Consider the following 17,169-nt stretch of genomic DNA (forward strand, 5'->3'; position numbering starts at 1 on the left):
ACTAAATTTCTTTTTTGTAACCTTGCCTGTGCGTCTTGTTATCTATTAGGTCCAATGCAGATTGTACAGCATTGACATAACTCAGTGTTTTGGCCTCGCCTTTATAAGCGATGTCAAAAGCAGTCCCGTGGTCAACTGATGTACGTACAATGGGCAGATTGAGTGAAATATTAACACTCTCATCAAAATAAAGTGCTTTAAGCGGTGCAAGTCCCTGATCATGATACATCGCTACAAAATAGTTGTAATTATTGCGACAATAGGGTGCAAAGGCAACATCAGGCACGATTGGACCTACAAATTGTTCAAAACCTATTTTTTTGTTGGCACTTTTTATTGCTTTGGTAATAATAAGCTCTTCTTGACCCAAAACACCGTTGTCCCCGGCATGCGGATTGAGACCGAGCACTGCTATTGGAGCCTCAGGAATAGAATTGTGCATATCCAAAAAGAACTGCTTGAGTTTTTTATATTTGATGTTTTTTGCAACATCTTTGAGTGGAATGTGTTCTGTAAAAAGAGCCACGTACATTTTTTGACAGCCAAGCATCATAATGGCTTCTTTGTTAAAATGTTGACGCAGCAGGTCAGTATGACCTTTAAACTCAAGTCCTGCTTTCATCCAGGCTTCTTTGTGTATTGGTATGGTGACGACTGCTTGCGCTTTTTTTTCTTCGCACAAATGCACTGCAGCCATAAAAGATTCATAAGCATACAAACCGCTTACGGCATCTACTTTTCCTGGTTGAATATCAAACTCTCCCTCAACTTCACAAAGCTCAAAATCATCAGGAACCGTTACATGTAAGCGTGCAGAGGCTTTTTGCAACATAGTCCTGTTTATACAGTAAATCGGATGACAAATTTTGGAAATTACTTCATGTGCTTTGAGTGCTATTTCTATACCGACACCGTTTAAATCACCGATACTTACGGCTATAATTGGCTTACTCATCGAGTTGTGAGACTTTTCATCTCTTTTATGGCTTCACTTAAACCAGTAAAAACACTGCGAGCAATAATGCTTTGTCCGATATTTAACTCTGTTATTTCTTTTATTTGCATCATCTCATGCACATTATGATAGTTGAGCCCATGACCTGCTGCTACTTCGAGTCCGAGTTTATCGGCATGTCTTGCAGAGAGTTTTAGCTGCTCTATTGCCATCTCAAGCCTGTCGCTAAGTTCATAGCGCGGAAACTCCAACTCTTTTACAGAATGATTTGATTTTGGCAAAGAGGAATTGAGCATCGCAAAAAGATTTGCAAAAAGACCGGTATGCAGCTCAACCATCTCGGCTCCGAGTTTTTTTGACTGCTCCATCGCTTCAATGCTCGGATCAACAAACAAAGAGACGGGGATAATACTGTCATGTAGCTGTTCTATTGCATAAGCTATTTCATTTTCATAACTAAACACATCAAGTCCGCCTTCCGTGGTGACTTCTTCTCTTTTTTCTGGAACCAAAGTGGCACGATGAGGCTTCACTCTACTGACAATGTCTAATATATTTTTATTGATGGAACACTCAAGATTTACAGGCAGTTTTGAAAACTGTAAAATATTTTTTACATCAATATCCTGAATGTGTCTTCTATCTTCTCGTAAATGGATGGTAATTTGTTCGGCTCCACTCTCACATGCAACATAAAGTGCCTGTAAAATGTCAGGGTCATTCACCTGTCTTGCTTCTCTTAAAACTGCTACGTGGTCTATATTGACGCCAAGTTTCATTGGTTTCATGATTTCTTCTCTTTTACTGATTTATAAAATTTAAGATATTTTTCTTCTAAATTTTCGTAATTTGTTATATCCCCAACATGAACTTCCACAGTGTAAGGCTCTTTGTATGGAGAGCTTTTAAATACTTTTTCAAGTTTATTATTGATATACACGGGTACTATATCAAGGTTATTGGCTTTGGCTATTTTTGAAGCTCCGCTTTGAAACTTTTTAATGCCTTCGCCGTTATATCTTTCACCTTCTGGAAAAATATATATATTCATATCATCCACTTTTGCAAGCGTCCTTTTGATTGTTTTAAAAAATCTCACCAATCCTTTTTTATTTTCCAAGTCAACCGGAATACATCCGCTGTATTGAAAAAATTTTCCATATATTGGGTCGTTAAAAAGTTCCTGTTTTGCTATCCATGCACCGCTTTTGTTATTTTTTGAAAAAATATTTTCCATAACGAGAATATCAAGCAGAGAACGATGATTTATAGCATATAAAATTTTATCTTTTTTTGGAAGTTCACCGATAAGTTTGATCTTAATATTTAAAAAGTCCAAGACCTGATTTGAATACTCTTGACGTGCTTTTGAAAGTTCTTGATAGGCATACTTTTGAGTAATAAACGGATGAAAATAAGTTTGTTTGAAAATTTTTATATATTTATATCCGAGCTCTATCATAAATATATATTTTCCTAAGTCTTTTAGCATATAACCCTCTTTTATAAAAAGAAAATTATAGCTAAAAATATGTAACTATTTTCTAACACTTTTAGGCATTATTTTTTTTCAGTGTCATTTCTGTTTCCATCAATTTGATTTCATCATTGGCAAAGATACGAATTTTATCATCTGCTTTGAGCTTTTTATCTGCAATTTTATTGGGGTAATCAAAATGATTTAAAATATGTTTGATAGTATTTATACGGGCTTTTTTCTTGTTGTCGGAACGAATGATTGTCCAAGGTGCATAATCTGTGTGTGATGCTAAAAGCATAGAGTATTTGGCTATAGTATATTTGTCCCACAGTCCTTGGGATTTTTCATCTACAGGGGAGAGCTTATATTGTTTGAGCGGGTCGGTTCTGCGTTTGTCAAAACGTCTTTTTTGCTCGGCTTTTGATACAGAAAAGTAAAACTTAAAAATCTTTATATTGGAGTTAATGAGCATCTTTTCAAACTCAGGCACCTCATGTAAAAATTCTTTATGTTCCTCTTGTGTACAAAACCCCATAACAGGTTCAACCCCTGCACGGTTGTAATAACTTCTATCAAAAAGAACAATTTCTCCGGCTGAGGGCAGATGCTGCACATATCTTTGAAAATACCATTGCGTTGTCTCTTTGTCGCTCGGCTTGTCAAGAGCGACAACTCTTGCACCACGAGGGTTAAGATGTTCCGTAATACGTTTAATTGTACCGCCTTTACCTGCGGCATCACGACCCTCAAAAATCATCAGCACTTTTTGTCCTGTCTCTTTGACATAGTTTTGCATTTTTAACAGTTCTATCTGCAGTTCTTTTAGCTCACTTTCATAACGCAGAACTTCATCTTTTACCCAGACGGCAACGCGCTTTTTGTGCGGATCCTTTTCTCTTTTGTCTTGAATATTCTTTTTATTTGTTTTATTTTTTCTTCTCTCTTCATGCACAATTTCTTCTAAATTGGCACCATCTTTCATCTCATCATCAAGTATATCTCTTTCATGTCCCATATTCGTATCCTTTTTTTTATTATAAATCAAATTATATTAATATCAGTTTTACCTTAACATATATATTGTTATAATAATGCAATAAGGTATGAAAATATGCACGCAACAATTGAAGCTACATTTAGAGAGTTTTTAGAAATTGATTTAAAAAAAGTAAAAAAATATGAAAAAGCAGTGCTTGCATCAAAAGATACAGATGCTCTGCATCAAATGCGTGTGTCCCTGAGAAGGATGCGTTCTGTGTTCTTTACTTTTCAATCGGTAATACCAAAAAAAATAACAAAAAATATTTATGCCAATATTTCAACAGTCGCTTCTTGTTATGACAAAGCTCGCGATATTGATGTATATATAGAGACATATTTAAATAAAGATGCATTAACTTCTACTGAGTTGTTGCTTTATAATATTGCTTTAAAATGCAGAGAAAAAGAGTACAGAAAAATCAAAAAGTATTTAGAATCAAAAAAATATAAAAAATTTAAAAAAGAATTGAAAAAATGGATAAAAACAAAACAATGGAGAAAAAAGCTTACTAAAAAACAGTTGTCTGTACTTGAAGAAAATATAATTCCTTTTGCTGCAAATTTTTTAAAAAGTTATCAAAATGATATATGCTTGTACGGTTCTGCTATAGGTCCTGTATTGGAAGATGAACAAGCACATAAATTACGAATAAAATTGAAAAAATTAAGGTATGCAACTGAGTTATTTACTCCGTATTTTCAAAATAGATTAGATAATTTAAAAAAAATACTAAAAGAGCTTCAAGATATTTTAGGACAACTGCATGATATTTATATAACAAAAAAGCTGCACAAAATTTTTTTACATTTTCAGCAAGATAAAAAACTTTATGCATACATAAAAAAGGTTGAATTAGTCAACACATATAAGAAAGAAAAGCTCAAAGAAGCTTTTTTTCTAAAGTGGAAACTATTTACAAAGATTGTTCAATCAGTTTGTTAATTTGATGTAAATCCTGTGTATTGGCAAAACAGCTTTTGTCTCCGCATATCATAAAGTCATCATCTTCACTTTTTTTGAATTCTACAAACGGATATTTTATTTTTGCAAGTGCATAAGCATAGTTATTAATATTTTGCTCATTTGTTTTTATAATTCTGTCTCCCTTGACATATCTGAGTGCCTGCGTAAGCATGTAAGGGTAGTAAATCGGTCTGCGCCCCAGTTCATAAGAGTTATATTCCATTGTTTTAAAAGCAAAATGTCTGTATTTCTCATCTTCAAGAAGCGTTCCCAAAGTTATTAAAGCATTTATCATAATACTGACCGAACTTGTATATGTTGTGTCAGTTATTTCAGCTTTTACGGCAAATTCACCGCTGCTGAAGTTCCATACGCCTTTGTCATAGAACTCTTCCAGTGCCTTATTTACAAATCTTTGTGCATGTATGAGATAGACCTCATTTTGTGTATATTTAAAGGCACTCAGCAGTGCTTGAGAAAGGAATGCATAATCTTCCAAAAATGCTTCTACTTTTGGTTTTTTATGAATTAGAGTCGTGTGATACAGCTTACCGTCTATAAACAGAGTGTCAAGCAGTTTATTAAGAGTTTTTATAGCCTTTTCTTTGTATTTTCTATCGATGGCTCCAAGTTTGAACAAAGAATTTATCATCATACCAGACCATGATGTTTGCACTTTTTTGTCTATAAACGGATAACTTCTTTTTTGTCTTATTTTTTGTAAAAGTGGTTTAATATCATTGAACCACTCAGGAATTTCATCTTCAAAGCGAATAATATTTTTACCTTCAAAGTTTCCGTGATGAGTGACACTCATCTCTTGGCACATTTCTTTTGCATTTTCATAGCCGTTTTGGGTAAGTACGGTGTAAACTTCATCATAGGTGTAAACAAAGTAAGTTCCTTCTTTCCCATCACTGTCTGCATCGCTGGCACTGTAAAATAGGTCATCTTCGCTCATAAAGTTATACCAAAAATCTGCCACTTCTTTGGCCGTATGAAGATACTTTTCATCTTCATATGTCAAATAAGCCTCAGTATATACGCCGCAGAGCAGAGCATTGTCATAGAGCATTTTTTCAAAATGGGGTACGAGCCATTTTTCATCTACGGAGTATCTGCAAAAACCGCCGTCAACAAGGTCGTATATACCGCCTTTGATCATATGCTCAAGTGTATTTGTTGTCATGGCCTTTGCACTGGCATCATTATAGAGTCTGTCAATAACCATTAAAGCAGTAAGTGTTGAAGAGTGCGGAAACTTTGGTTTGTCTGAAAAACCGCCGTTTCTTGTATCATAATTGTTTTTTGCCTGCAGTAGAAGATTTTTATAAAAATCCTCTTTTAAAACAGTTGCCTCTTTTGGATGATCTTTATGATTTAAAAATCCTTCTATTTCATCTGCATTTTCAAACAGTTTTGGATCCATTTCTTTGATTTTTGTAGCAATCAAACGAGTAAGTTCTTTAAAGCCCATGCCTTCAATACTGCCGGCATTGGATTCGGGAGGAATGTAGGTTCCGGCAAAAAACGGTTTGTTTTGCGGTGTACAAAAAATACTCGTCGGCCATCCGCCTGCACGGCGGTTGAGCAGCATATGCACTTCCTGATAATATTTGTCAATATCGGGGCGTTCTTCACGGTCAACTTTTATACAAATGAAACTCTCATTTAAAATTTGGGCACACTCTTTGTCTTCAAAAACTTTTTCTTCCATAACATGGCACCAGTGACAAGAGCTGTAGCCAATACTTATAAAAATTGCTTTATTTTCAGTTTCTGCGCGCTCAAAAGCTTCATCACACCACGGCCACCAGTCTACCGGATTGTCCTTGTGCTGCTGCAGGTATGGGGAATCTTCATTTGCTAATCTGTTTGACATAATCTATAACCTCTTTTATTTTGTAGGATAGGGTATGAAAAAAAGGCTGATGCTTTGCTTAAATAATGTTTTGTATCTACTTACCTCACCGTGTTAATAAGGTTTGCTATTTCGCCAAGTGTCAAAGAACTTATGACAGCGCCGATATCTACTGCCTGTTTTGGCATACCATAGACTATACAACTTCGCTCATCCTGAGCATAAGTGGCCGCTCCTGCATTTTTCATCTTTAAAAGACCTGTCGCTCCATCATCTCCCATTCCTGTGAGTATAATGCCAACTCCAAATATGCCGACCTCTTTTGCCATAGAGCGAAACAAAACGTTGACACTGGGTTTATGAGAATTTACCTTTGGGTAGTTTTTTAAAGCAATTTTGTACATAAACCCGCTTTTAACGACTTCCATATGTAAATGTCCCGGTGCTATTAAAATTCTACCATGCATAAGCGTGTCACCTTCTTGGGCTTCTTTGACCACAGAAGAGGGCAGTACCTCATTGAGTCTTTGTGCAAATGAAGCAGTAAAGCCTGCAGGCATATGCTGTGTCACTACAATAGGCGGATGATTTGGCTCTAGCATCATAAATATCTCTTCTAGTGTTTGAACACCGCCTGTTGATGCTCCTATAGCTATGATTTTTTTCGATGCGGGAAGAGAACTTGCAGCTTTAACACTACTTGAGACCTGCTTTTCATTGAGCACTTTGCTTGAACTGCGTCTTTGAATATTATGAAGTATTTTTACATGCGAGTGTGTTGCAATTCTTACTTTTGATATAAAGTCATTTTGTTTATCTTTAAAAAACGAATTTATCTCAGAGGTAGGTTTGAGTACAATGTCAACAGCGCCCATTCTTAAAGCATCAATAGCAGAACTGCTTCCCTGTGTTACGAGAGTGGAGCAGATAATGGTCGGTATTGGTTTTTGTTCTGAAATTTGTTCTAAAAATGTAAGTCCATCCATTTTTGGCATTTCTATATCGAGTATAAAAACATCAGGCAGCCCGACTTTTTTAAAGATATCAAAAGCATCAACAGGGTTTGGTGCACTGCCGATTACTTCAATATCTTGAGCAGAGGCAAAAATCTTTTTTAACTCGTTTCTTACTAGTGCTGAATCATCTATTATAAATACTTTAATCATTAAAAAAATTCCAATTCGCTGTTGTCTTCATCATCTTCTTTTCCTTCTAACTGACTTTTCATAAAAATAATATTATTTTCTAAAGAGTGTTCAAATATATAGACATCTTTAAAAATTCTGTCAACAAACATATCGAGCAAATATACACTCACATCACTTAAAATTTCTGAGAGATAATCAAAAGCTTTTAAATGTTCAGGTTTAATCTCTTGAATCTTTATATTTCTTAAATATGATGCTAATTCCTGATAAATAGGTGTAATAGATATTGTTTGTGATGATTTAGAAAAAATATTTGCAACATCATCGAGTTTCTCTGCTATTTGACTAAAAAGTTCCTGTGAAAGTTCTCCTGCATTAAGCCGCATAACTATATCTGTTAGATCATCTGCTATAAAGAGGGAGCTTCCCTCATATGTGTCAAAAAACTTATCTATGGAGTTCTCTTTGACAACATCTTGTTTTATAGCAATCTCTCGTCTTCCTATTGATTTAATGGCGTATGGTGTGCTTAAAACACTAAAAAGCTTTTTGTAAAATAACTGCTCAATTATAGGATAAAAGATGACAGCATCAACAAAATAGATAGTTTCAGACAGCTTTTCATACTGTTTTGAATCAAATAGCAATATAGTTATAATATCACTGTCATATTCATGAATACGTTGAAAAAATTGATTTGCAAGTGTTTCATTCTCTTTTGCATCAATAACAACTACATTAATATCGCGTTTACTCAGTGTGGTAGCTATTTTGTTTAGCATATTTTCATTCATGGTTATTTTTGATAATGTTTTAAAATAACTTGATATTTTATCAATTAAGTTTTCATTCTCTTTGCCAATATATAAAATATTGTAATCAGCGGCTAAAAATTGTATATATGCACTGTAATCTTTATGCATCATTATTTCCTTATTTTTTTATAGATAGAAGATGTGATATTTTCAAGGGGTGAAGTATCTACCATGTTTAAGTTTTCTGTTAATGATATTACAAAATATCCGCCTATTTTTAAATTTTTAAGTACATTGTCTACAACAAGCTGTTTTGTTGCATCATCAAAATAAATAAGGACATTTCTTAAAAATATAACATCAAACTCTCCAACGTCACCATTGTGTTTCAGAAGGTTCCCGACTCTAAAGTCAATGTTTTCAACGAGTTTTCTGTCAATTAAAAACTGTCCTTCATGGCTGCCTCTGCCTTTGAGACAATACTCTTTTTTTAGTTCAGTAGGTATTTTATCTACCCATTTTTCAGGGTACAAACCTACTCTTGCCTTTTTTATGACTTTTGTATTGATGTCTGTACCTACTATTTCCCAATCACTTTTTGCCATAGTTTTATCTAAAAGCATCGCAACGGAGTAAGCTTCTGCACCGACAGATGCAGCCGCGCTCCAAAAACGAAATTTCTTTTTAAAAGGATGATTTGGAATAATGACTCTTTGCAAATACTCAAAATGCTCTATTTCCCGAAAAAAATAGGTCTCATTTGTTGTGATGAGGTTAATCATCTCAATACGCTCTTGTTCGTTAATTTGTATCAGACGAATATAATCGAGATAAGAATTAAGCTTATAAAAAAGTAATCTTTTTAAAAGCCGGCTTTGCACAAGCATTTTTTTTGAAGACTGCAAGTCAATGCCAACTTCTTTAAAAATTAACTTTTGTATTGTTTTAAATTCATTATCATTTAAGATAATTGCCATTTTATACCATCAGCTTTTCAATAGCTTCACTTAATGCAAGCATATTTACCTTTCCTATAATCTGTTGAGCACCGTTTTGCTTTAAATTGTCACCCATATTGTCATTAGACATATTTGTATGTATAATAAGATTTATATTATTGTACTCTTTATGACTTCTAATATAGTCTATGACTTCTTTACCGCCAAGAACAGGCATTTCCAAGTCGGTTATAAAAAGGCCTATATCTTCAGGTGCAATATTTGGCAAATCATCAAGTAAAAGCTGACCATTTTCATACATTTTATATTTTAAGCCCATTTTGATAAAGAGGCTCTGGGCCATTTTACGTATAAAACGACTGTCATCGGCAAAAATGACTAATTTGTCATTTTGGAGTTTGTGCAGTCTGTTTGTTTCTTCAGCAGCCTTGGTGTCTATAGTTTCAAAAGTGTCAAGAAGCATTTTATCACTGTCAAAAATAATACACATCTCTTTTTTTTGTCCTATTTGTACCTTGGTTATAAAAGAGGTTTTTTCATCATTTTGAGAGTTGTCAGTCATAGTGTCTGCAGGAATGTTGACAATATACTCTACGCTTTTCACAACTATACCTAGTCTATGCCCGCCATAATGGGCTACAATAATAAGTTCATACTCTTCATCAGGTAAAACCTCATTTCCAAACCATTTGTCAAAATTAATAATAGTCGTCATATTTCCGCGTATATCAGCAGTACCTATGATGAGGTTTGCATCATGTGTTCTAGCTATATCTATATCTTTATAAACTAAAAGTTCTTCAATTTTAGATACATTTTTTGCATAGTATTGATTATCACTGCCTTTAAACACAAGATACTGACTTGTATCGTTTGCATTTGAGCTAACCAGAGCAACCAGATCTAGTTCATCATCATCTTCAACACTGTTTTCAATATTTTCTTTATAATCTTCCATGGGCATCTCTTTTATTCACTCGACAATGTCGAGAGTTCATCTACATTTAAGATAGTGTCCATATTGAGTATAGGTATATATTTATTTTCATATTTACCCATGTTCAATATATATTTGGAGTCTATTTTTGCACCAAATTCAGGCGCATTTTTGATATTTGATTTTTCAATCGTATCAACTTCATAAACTTCATCTATCATTATGCCTATTTGTGTGGTTACATCATTTTTTTTATAGTTAATAACAACTATAGATGTTTTGTCACTTACTTTTGTTTTTGATAATTCAAATCTATCTACAAGATCAACAACTGCAACAATATTACCCCGTATATTTGTAACCCCTTTGATAAATGAGTTCATCATTGGTACTTTTGTTACACTTATATACTCCACAATTTCTTGCGCTTTTAGTGCTTCCATAGCGTAAAGCTCACCGCCTGCAACAAAAAGCAGGTATTGATCTTGTGTATTATCAGTATCAGCATTTAAATCATCATCTAGAGTCCTCATATAAGTCTCCTAGTAACGGTCAAAATCACGCAAATCTAAACCGTTTGAAGGTGAAGCAACTTGAGGAGCGGATGTGTTATGTGGCGAGTGTGCTAGAGGCACAGGTTTTGAAAACATATCGCCTTCATTTACTGTAAAAAAGCTCATCATTTGCGCTAACGAGCTTGCTTGAGAGTTAAGCTCTTCACTCGCACTTGCCATCTCTTGTGCTGAAGCTGCATTAGTCTGTGTAACCTGATCAAGCTGACTCATAGCTGTACTGATTTGTCCAAGGCCAATGTCTTGTTCCTTTGCCGAATTTGCTATGTCTTTTATAAGCGTTGCAGTCTCTTCGATTTTTGGAACGACACTGCTTATTAGCTCGCCCGCACGTTCGCTGATTTTTACACTGTCTGTTGTAATAGAACTGATTTCTTGTGCCGCAATTTGTGAACGTTTTGCAAGTTTTCTTACTTCTGCCGCAACAACTGCGAATCCTTTTCCGTGTTCACCCGCACGTGCCGCTTCGATGGCAGCGTTGAGTGCAAGCAGATTTGTTTGATACACGATATCTTCAATAATTCCGATTTTTTCACTGATGGTTTGCATTGCTGAAACAGTTTTACTCACAGCTTCCCCGCCTTCAATAGACATTGAAGAAGCCTCATTCGCCAAATCATTTGTTTTTTGGGCATTTTTGGCACTCTCGGCGACACTTCCGCTCATCTCTTCTAAGGCTGCACTTGTCTCTTCAAGTGAAGAAGCCTGCTCCGTTGCCCCTTGAGAAAGAGACTGAGAAGATGCACTGACCTGTGTTGATGCTGCACTTATTTCTGTTACACCGCTGTTGACACGGCTTACGATAGTTTGAAGTTTTTCTGCCATAGAATTTGTTGCAGTTTTTATAAGGGTATAATCACCGACAAACTCTTTTTCAATTCGAACAGTCATGTCTCCGTTTGCCATGCCTTCTAACACATCACCAGCTTCATTAAAAAGCTCTTGTAAAACCGTGGCAGTTGTATTTGCTGCTTGTTTAACTGCATCAAAATCACCTTGGTATTCTGTTGTAATACGTTCAGAAAGATTTCCGTTTTGCAAAGCATTCAGACCGTAAATAGTGTCGGCAAATGCTTTGTCTACTACTTCTAATGTATCATTAACGACTGCCGTAAGTTTTAAGTAATCCCCGGACATACCTTCAGTAGTAACTCTTGCTTTTACATTCCCTTTTTCTATCTCGGAATAACCTTCTTCATAGTTTGTAAGAAGTTCTTGGAGTTTTGCAGCCGTATCATTTGCTGCCTGCTTGACTACATCAAAGTCACCTTGATACTCTGTTGTGATTCTTGCATCAAACTGACCGTTTTGCAAGGCATTCAGACCGTAAATAGTGTCGGCAAATGCATCATTAACAATTTTTAGGAAAGTATTCATACCTTCTATAATGGTTGCAAAATCACCTTGATGTTTTGTTGTGTCTAATGTTATATTTAATTCTCCGCGGCTTACAACTTCATTCACAATATTACTGTCGCTTATAAGACTTTCTAGAGAGTTGGCTAAATCATTTACAGCATTTTTCATTTGCGCGTAATCACCACTGTAATTACTAGCTACTTGTACACTGAAATCACCTTTGGCAAGTCCGTTAAGTGCAGTTTGTATATCACGATTGGCTCCGTTAATGATGTCTAAGGTGCTGTTAAAACTGTTTGCTATTTCGGCGTATCCACCTTCTAATTTGCGAAGATCAATACGCTGATCCAGTGTGCCATTTTTGACAGCATCAGCCACATCTAAACTGCTGTCTTGAAGCTGTGTAAGATTATTTGCAATGTCATTGATATATTTTGATAAAACTGATGTATGTTTACCTTCTAAATTCAAGTCGACATTAAAATCACCTTTTGAAAGTTGTTCTAATGTGCTTGTAAGTAGTTCCATATCTGTATTAGAAATTTTTGCCATAGCATTTCCCTTTTTTTTGTTTTTTGTTTTTGTTTTTTCAGTTGCCATTATATTTTCCTTTATTGTTCTACAAAGTTGTCTACAAGCCCATTGAGAGCCTCGAAAAGTTCCTGTGTGTCCCTACTAATATCACTTTCCAATTGAGGGCGCTGAGAAGCTTCCGTAGTAGTGTACGTTTTGAGATTACTATGTACGCCGTCGTGGAGTTTTTTAAGTGTTGAAAAAAGCCTGTCTTTTGCAAATGGTTCATTTTTATAACTTTCTAAAGTTTTTCCAAACGCACAGCAACAACTCTCAGTAACTTCGATGTTTTGCACCCCTCTTTTTACCTGTGATTCTATATTGCTTTTAAACGCAATATGGTCTGCTTTATATTTAGAAAGATTCATATTGAGTAAAGTGGAATTTAAAATTTGCTTTTGTGTATTTAAACGATTTATAAATGATTCGTATGTTAAGTTGCGCTCTTCTAAAAAAGAATTTAAAAACTGTAATGACTCATCTATACTGTGCCCTTGTTCGTAGTTGCTTACTTGGCTGTATACTTTTTCTATTTGGTCGACTGCAAAACGTGAAGGTTTTGTTCGATAGGAAGTAATATAAGCAATTTCATTGTTTTTGACTACAGGAAATATAAACGCCTTAACCCAGTAAAAACTCTCCTTATTGCTTGTAAGATTTTTAACATATGCTACAACCGGTTCTTTGTTTAAGAGTTTTTGCCACATTAGTTTAAATACCGCTTTGGGCATACCCGGATGCCGAACAATGTTATGAGGCTTTCCGTAGAGCTCTTCTATCGGATATTCTGCCATGTTTGCAAAACCAAAATTCGTATACGTAATAACCCCTTTTTTATCTGTTGTGCTTACTAGGAAATCTTCATCATCCAATATCTTTTCTTTTTCTAACATTTACTTCCTCCTTTTTAGTTGATTTCTCTAATTTTGTGTTCCATTAGTTTTGGAATATCAAATATAAGGGCTATTTCACCACTTCCTAATATAGTTCCGCCACTAATTCCCGGAACATTACTAAACACTTCACCTAAAGGTTTGATAACAGTTTGGAATTCACCAAAAAGTTCATCTACCATCATTCCTATTTTGTAATCACCATAACGTACCACTACAACATTTTCTCTTTCACTGTGTGATGCAGCCTCAGAAAAATATTTCCTTATATCAAGCAATGGAAGCATTGAATCTCTGAGGTTTATAAATTCATTACCGTTCATTTGATTTTTGTAGTTGGTGTCTAACTCTATACACTCTTGTATCATCTCTAGCGGTATAATATATTTTGTATCACCGCTTTGGACTAAAAACCCATCTATGATGGCAAGCGTTAGAGGGAGCCTGATAGTAAAGAGACTGCCTTCTCCCTCTTTGGAATCAATTTCGACTGTTCCTCTGAGGCTTTCTATATTTCTTTTAACAACATCCATGCCGACACCGCGTCCTGATATGTCAGAAACTTCTTCAGCAGTGGAGAGACCTGCCACAAATATCAGATTATATATCTCTTTATCGCTGAGATTATTATTTTCAGGCACGAGACCGTTTTTTATTGCCTTTTGTAAGATTTTGTCTTTTGGAAGACCCTTTCCGTCATCTCTTATTTCAATTACTATAGTACCTGCATCCGGGTAAGTTGTAAGTGTTACTTTTCCGCTTCTCTCTTTACCGAGCTTTTCTCTTTCTTCAGGCATTTCTATGCCATGATCAATAGAGTTTCTTAGCATATGCATCAGCGGATCAGAAATTTTTTCAACAACCATTTTATCAAGTTCTGTTTCACCTCCAATAATTTCAAAGTCAATTTCCTTGTTCACTTTTTTAGCAACATCATGAACAATTCTCTTAAATTTGTTAAAACTGTCACCGACTTGAACCATACGAATATTCATAACTCCTGTTCGTATCTCTTCAAGCATATCGGTAAGAATAGTTGCCGATTCACTCAGTTCATTGTCATCTAAAATATCTGCTCTTTGTGTCACTTTTGCATTTGCAATAACCATTTCAGAAATCTGGTTGATGAGTTGGTCTATTTTTGATGAATCCACACGCAGAGAAAAGCTTTTGTTCTGTTCTTTTTGCGGCGTTTTTTTTGCTTGAGGCGCGGCCTGTTTTTGTTCTGCTTCTGGCTGTACTTCTTGTGTAGCCTCTTCTGACGGAGGCTCTTCAAGGAGTGAAGCATCATAAAAGCCATGTTTTATGAGTTCATCTTTAAGGCTTGCCTTGTCTTTGGATTCTTGAATTAATTTTTTTAATGCATCTTTATTGCTGGCTTTGAATATAGAGAGCTCAATATCATCTAAAACAAATTCAAATATCTCTTCAATATCTTCATACTCTACATCAGTCAGAAAAAGAATTTCATAACCCATGTAGGCTTGGGTAGGGTTTATCTCCTGCAGATTCGGGATATTTGAGGTAATTGGAAATATTTTTTTTATCTCTCCAAGTTCATGAAAGAAACTTAAAATATTGACAATATCCATACCTGTTGCAAAAAAGTTTGGTTTTAATCGAAAAGAAACATGCCATAATATTTCTTCTTCACTTGTTTGTTCTTCTTGTATTTCAGTTGTAGGTTGTGCCTCTATAGCAGGTTTTGTTTGTTGGTTTGGCATAAATGCTTCGAGCATTTTTAAGAGTTCATCATTTGTAACTTGTGTAAATTCATCTATCTCTTCTTGTGCTATTGCCAAATCAATTAAATGCTGCGTATGGTCTTTTGCTTTGAGAAATATATCTATCATATCCGGTGTAAGCATAACTTTAGCATCTCTGACTTCACTTAAAAGGCTTTCAGCCACATGAGCAAAACCTACTATGGCATCGAAACCAAACATTCCTGCCGTACCTTTTATGGTGTGCATAGCACGAAAAAGGGCACCTATGCTTTCTTCATCGACTCCATCTTCTTGCATCGTGATTAGAGCATTTTCCATAAAGGTAAGCTGCTCATCTGCATCTTCACAAAATAGTTCTAATTCTTCATTCATCCAGTCTCCTCCAATAAAAAGTCACATGCAGAATTTTTGATGATTTGTGCCAGTTCTTCATTGACATTTTGAAGTGCGAATTTTTTTGAACTCTCCCCGGCAGTTTTTTGAGCAGATATAAAGAGTTGAATAACACTCATATCTACTCTGTTTACATTTTGCATATCTAAAAGCAAGTCACCCTTTGCAAATTCTTCAAGTAAAGATTTGTGAAGTGATTCAACTTCGTAAATATTTAATTCGTTGTTATTAAATTTCATAAATTATACTCACGCAATTAGTTTTTTTACTGCCATAAAAAATTTCTTTTTATTAAATGGCTTAAGCATCCATGCTTTGACGCCTAGTGCCTGACCTTTTGTTTTTAAGTCCGGGTTTGATTCTGTAGTAAGCATAACAATCGGTATATATTTATATGCATCATTTGCTTTAATGTTTTCAACCATTTCCAACCCGCCCATAACAGGCATGTTTACATCACTAAATATTAAATCAAATTTATCTTGAGCTAATTTATCCAACCCCTCTTGACCGTTTTCAGCAACTATCGGTTCATGTCCTGCTTCAACTGCTGCCGAAGAAGCAACAGCACGAATCAGACTTGAATCATCTACTATTAATATCTTACCCATTTGAGTTTCCCTGTATTATAAAATTATTTTATAATATTCTAACTGTTTAAAACTTAAATTTAATTGAGCTGTAAACTCTAAGTGTAAAAGTGTGATATTTGGTATGTTTTTTGCTTTGTCTTACAAAAGGTTTATTAATGCAGATTTTACTCGGCGTACACGAAACTATTATAAAAATAAATTCTATGTCGATCAAAATAGATTATATACAGTATTTTATACATCAGCATTTTAGCGATGTGATAATAAACAAAAGGGTGTTACATATACCTGCATCACATCAGAACCGTCATTATCGTATTTTTTTACTCAAATGGCTTTATGCGCTGTATGCAAAGAAGACTCATAATGATTTTTTTGAATTAAAAGATACACTTCTAAACAGGCAGCATAAAGCTATAAAAATCTTATTGGCCCACGATATTATCTATAAAATCATTTGGAATATAATTGATGCTCAAAAGATAGCACTAAAGATTGAACCATATAACAGTAGTATTATAAATGTACTACAAACATACTTTACGACTTCGTTACATGTAACTCAAACACATTGTTCTTTATATGTTAGCTCGCCAAAAGAAAAAGCGCTTGTGAAAAAACTTTTAGATTCTTCTGACATTATTTTCATGAATCATAAACATATATTTAATACAAAGCAAATGAATGAATTTGTGTATGTTCCTAGTAAAAAGGAAAAACTACATATGACTCCTTTACAAAAAGCACATACTATTTTGGGTACATTGCCAAATGATGATGCGGAGATGCTGAAAAAACGTTATAAAAAACTGGCAAAAAAATATCATCCTGATAAAGCCAATACAAAAGATGATAAAAATGTGGCCTTATATACACAAAAATTTCAAAATATTTTAGAAGCGTATGAGATGCTTTTAAAACAGGTGGGATAACATTTTACACTAATTATATAAAAACAT

At 34.7% G+C, this 17,169-nt stretch carries 17 protein-coding genes; 2 read left to right on the forward strand and 15 right to left on the reverse strand.

Features of this window, described 5'->3' with window-relative positions; genetic code table 11:
* Nucleotide 1: 1 nt before the first annotated feature.
* The 4 genes from pdxA to ppk2 form a co-directional block, all read right to left on the reverse strand.
* Nucleotides 2-955 (reverse strand): 4-hydroxythreonine-4-phosphate dehydrogenase, encoded by a 954-nt coding sequence (pdxA, locus tag SAUT_RS04930; RefSeq protein ID WP_013326772.1) that lies wholly within the window; start codon nucleotides 953-955, stop codon nucleotides 2-4.
* Nucleotides 952-1,734, reverse strand: coding sequence for a pyridoxine 5'-phosphate synthase (locus SAUT_RS04935; RefSeq protein ID WP_041675404.1), 783 nt, complete (start codon nucleotides 1,732-1,734; stop codon nucleotides 952-954). The genes pdxA and SAUT_RS04935 overlap by 4 nt, the downstream gene beginning before the upstream one ends.
* 5 nt (nucleotides 1,735-1,739) lie before the next feature.
* Nucleotides 1,740-2,447 carry a lysophospholipid acyltransferase family protein gene (locus tag SAUT_RS04940; RefSeq protein WP_013326774.1) on the reverse strand — a complete coding sequence of 236 codons (708 nt, stop codon included), beginning with the start codon at nucleotides 2,445-2,447 and terminating at the stop codon, nucleotides 1,740-1,742.
* A 61-nt stretch (nucleotides 2,448-2,508) separates the two neighbouring features.
* The gene (ppk2, locus tag SAUT_RS04945; RefSeq protein ID WP_013326775.1) at nucleotides 2,509-3,450 is read right to left on the reverse strand and encodes a polyphosphate kinase 2; all 942 of its coding nucleotides are present in this window, start codon (nucleotides 3,448-3,450) and stop codon (nucleotides 2,509-2,511) included.
* Between the two features lie 96 nt (nucleotides 3,451-3,546).
* On the opposite strand from ppk2, the gene SAUT_RS04950 reads away from it, so the two are divergent.
* Nucleotides 3,547-4,419 carry a CHAD domain-containing protein gene (locus tag SAUT_RS04950; protein WP_013326776.1) on the forward strand — a complete coding sequence of 291 codons (873 nt, stop codon included), beginning with the start codon at nucleotides 3,547-3,549 and terminating at the stop codon, nucleotides 4,417-4,419.
* Here the strand turns inward: SAUT_RS04950 and SAUT_RS04955 are convergent.
* From SAUT_RS04955 to SAUT_RS05005, 11 genes are all read right to left on the reverse strand, one after another.
* Nucleotides 4,391-6,322, reverse strand: a complete 1,932-nt coding sequence (locus SAUT_RS04955; RefSeq protein WP_013326777.1) for a thioredoxin domain-containing protein — start codon at nucleotides 6,320-6,322, stop codon at nucleotides 4,391-4,393. The genes SAUT_RS04950 and SAUT_RS04955 overlap by 29 nt on opposite strands.
* Before the next feature lie 80 nt (nucleotides 6,323-6,402).
* Nucleotides 6,403-7,467 carry a protein-glutamate methylesterase/protein-glutamine glutaminase gene (locus SAUT_RS04960; protein ID WP_013326778.1) on the reverse strand — a complete coding sequence of 355 codons (1,065 nt, stop codon included), beginning with the start codon at nucleotides 7,465-7,467 and terminating at the stop codon, nucleotides 6,403-6,405.
* Nucleotides 7,467-8,375 (reverse strand): hypothetical protein, encoded by a 909-nt coding sequence (locus SAUT_RS04965; protein WP_148218506.1) that lies wholly within the window; start codon nucleotides 8,373-8,375, stop codon nucleotides 7,467-7,469. Before SAUT_RS04965 ends, SAUT_RS04960 begins: the two co-directional genes overlap by 1 nt.
* Nucleotides 8,375-9,181 (reverse strand): CheR family methyltransferase, encoded by an 807-nt coding sequence (locus SAUT_RS04970; RefSeq protein WP_013326780.1) that lies wholly within the window; start codon nucleotides 9,179-9,181, stop codon nucleotides 8,375-8,377. The genes SAUT_RS04965 and SAUT_RS04970 overlap by 1 nt, the downstream gene beginning before the upstream one ends.
* 1 nt (nucleotide 9,182) lies before the next feature.
* Entirely contained in the window at nucleotides 9,183-10,121 is a 939-nt protein-coding gene (locus SAUT_RS04975) for a chemotaxis protein CheV (protein ID WP_013326781.1), read from the reverse strand.
* 11 nt (nucleotides 10,122-10,132) lie between these two features.
* On the reverse strand, nucleotides 10,133-10,633 hold the full coding sequence (locus SAUT_RS04980; RefSeq protein WP_013326782.1) for a chemotaxis protein CheW: 501 nt from the start codon (nucleotides 10,631-10,633) through the stop codon (nucleotides 10,133-10,135).
* A 9-nt stretch (nucleotides 10,634-10,642) separates the two neighbouring features.
* Nucleotides 10,643-12,631, reverse strand: coding sequence for a methyl-accepting chemotaxis protein (locus SAUT_RS11035; protein WP_013326783.1), 1,989 nt, complete (start codon nucleotides 12,629-12,631; stop codon nucleotides 10,643-10,645).
* An 11-nt stretch (nucleotides 12,632-12,642) separates the two neighbouring features.
* Nucleotides 12,643-13,497 (reverse strand): PAS domain-containing protein, encoded by an 855-nt coding sequence (locus SAUT_RS11040; RefSeq protein ID WP_013326784.1) that lies wholly within the window; start codon nucleotides 13,495-13,497, stop codon nucleotides 12,643-12,645.
* A 14-nt stretch (nucleotides 13,498-13,511) separates the two neighbouring features.
* Nucleotides 13,512-15,596, reverse strand: coding sequence for a chemotaxis protein CheA (locus tag SAUT_RS04995; protein WP_013326785.1), 2,085 nt, complete (start codon nucleotides 15,594-15,596; stop codon nucleotides 13,512-13,514).
* Nucleotides 15,593-15,856, reverse strand: a complete 264-nt coding sequence (locus SAUT_RS05000; RefSeq protein WP_013326786.1) for an STAS domain-containing protein — start codon at nucleotides 15,854-15,856, stop codon at nucleotides 15,593-15,595. Before SAUT_RS05000 ends, SAUT_RS04995 begins: the two co-directional genes overlap by 4 nt.
* A gap of 9 nt (nucleotides 15,857-15,865) precedes the next feature.
* The gene (locus SAUT_RS05005) at nucleotides 15,866-16,228 is read right to left on the reverse strand and encodes a response regulator (RefSeq protein WP_013326787.1); all 363 of its coding nucleotides are present in this window, start codon (nucleotides 16,226-16,228) and stop codon (nucleotides 15,866-15,868) included.
* 137 nt (nucleotides 16,229-16,365) lie between these two features.
* On the opposite strand from SAUT_RS05005, the gene SAUT_RS05010 reads away from it, so the two are divergent.
* A complete protein-coding gene (locus SAUT_RS05010; RefSeq protein ID WP_013326788.1) occupies nucleotides 16,366-17,142 on the forward strand; it encodes a DnaJ domain-containing protein in 777 nt (258 codons plus the stop codon).
* Nucleotides 17,143-17,169 lie beyond the last annotated feature (27 nt).

The sequence above is a fragment of the Sulfurimonas autotrophica DSM 16294 genome, assembly GCF_000147355.1.
Taxonomy (GTDB): domain Bacteria; phylum Campylobacterota; class Campylobacteria; order Campylobacterales; family Sulfurimonadaceae; genus Sulfurimonas; species Sulfurimonas autotrophica.

What these genes read in the sequence shown, in the direction of transcription:
- SAUT_RS11040 (WP_013326784.1), bottom strand. Translation starts at nt 13,497, where the DNA reads ATGTTAGAAAAAGAAAAGATATTGGATGATGAAGATTTCCTAGTAAGC.
- SAUT_RS04950 (WP_013326776.1), top strand. Translation starts at nt 3,547, where the DNA reads ATGCACGCAACAATTGAAGCTACATTTAGAGAGTTTTTAGAAATTGAT.
- ppk2 (WP_013326775.1), bottom strand. Translation starts at nt 3,450, where the DNA reads ATGGGACATGAAAGAGATATACTTGATGATGAGATGAAAGATGGTGCC.
- SAUT_RS04940 (WP_013326774.1), bottom strand. Translation starts at nt 2,447, where the DNA reads ATGCTAAAAGACTTAGGAAAATATATATTTATGATAGAGCTCGGATAT.
- SAUT_RS04935 (WP_041675404.1), bottom strand. Translation starts at nt 1,734, where the DNA reads ATGAAACTTGGCGTCAATATAGACCACGTAGCAGTTTTAAGAGAAGCA.
- SAUT_RS04995 (WP_013326785.1), bottom strand. Translation starts at nt 15,596, where the DNA reads ATGAATGAAGAATTAGAACTATTTTGTGAAGATGCAGATGAGCAGCTT.
- SAUT_RS04980 (WP_013326782.1), bottom strand. Translation starts at nt 10,633, where the DNA reads ATGAGGACTCTAGATGATGATTTAAATGCTGATACTGATAATACACAA.
- SAUT_RS05005 (WP_013326787.1), bottom strand. Translation starts at nt 16,228, where the DNA reads ATGGGTAAGATATTAATAGTAGATGATTCAAGTCTGATTCGTGCTGTT.
- pdxA (WP_013326772.1), bottom strand. Translation starts at nt 955, where the DNA reads ATGAGTAAGCCAATTATAGCCGTAAGTATCGGTGATTTAAACGGTGTC.
- SAUT_RS04975 (WP_013326781.1), bottom strand. Translation starts at nt 10,121, where the DNA reads ATGGAAGATTATAAAGAAAATATTGAAAACAGTGTTGAAGATGATGAT.
- SAUT_RS04970 (WP_013326780.1), bottom strand. Translation starts at nt 9,181, where the DNA reads ATGGCAATTATCTTAAATGATAATGAATTTAAAACAATACAAAAGTTA.
- SAUT_RS04955 (WP_013326777.1), bottom strand. Translation starts at nt 6,322, where the DNA reads ATGTCAAACAGATTAGCAAATGAAGATTCCCCATACCTGCAGCAGCAC.
- SAUT_RS05000 (WP_013326786.1), bottom strand. Translation starts at nt 15,856, where the DNA reads ATGAAATTTAATAACAACGAATTAAATATTTACGAAGTTGAATCACTT.
- SAUT_RS11035 (WP_013326783.1), bottom strand. Translation starts at nt 12,631, where the DNA reads ATGGCAACTGAAAAAACAAAAACAAAAAACAAAAAAAAGGGAAATGCT.
- SAUT_RS05010 (WP_013326788.1), top strand. Translation starts at nt 16,366, where the DNA reads ATGCAGATTTTACTCGGCGTACACGAAACTATTATAAAAATAAATTCT.
- SAUT_RS04960 (WP_013326778.1), bottom strand. Translation starts at nt 7,467, where the DNA reads ATGATTAAAGTATTTATAATAGATGATTCAGCACTAGTAAGAAACGAG.
- SAUT_RS04965 (WP_148218506.1), bottom strand. Translation starts at nt 8,375, where the DNA reads ATGATGCATAAAGATTACAGTGCATATATACAATTTTTAGCCGCTGAT.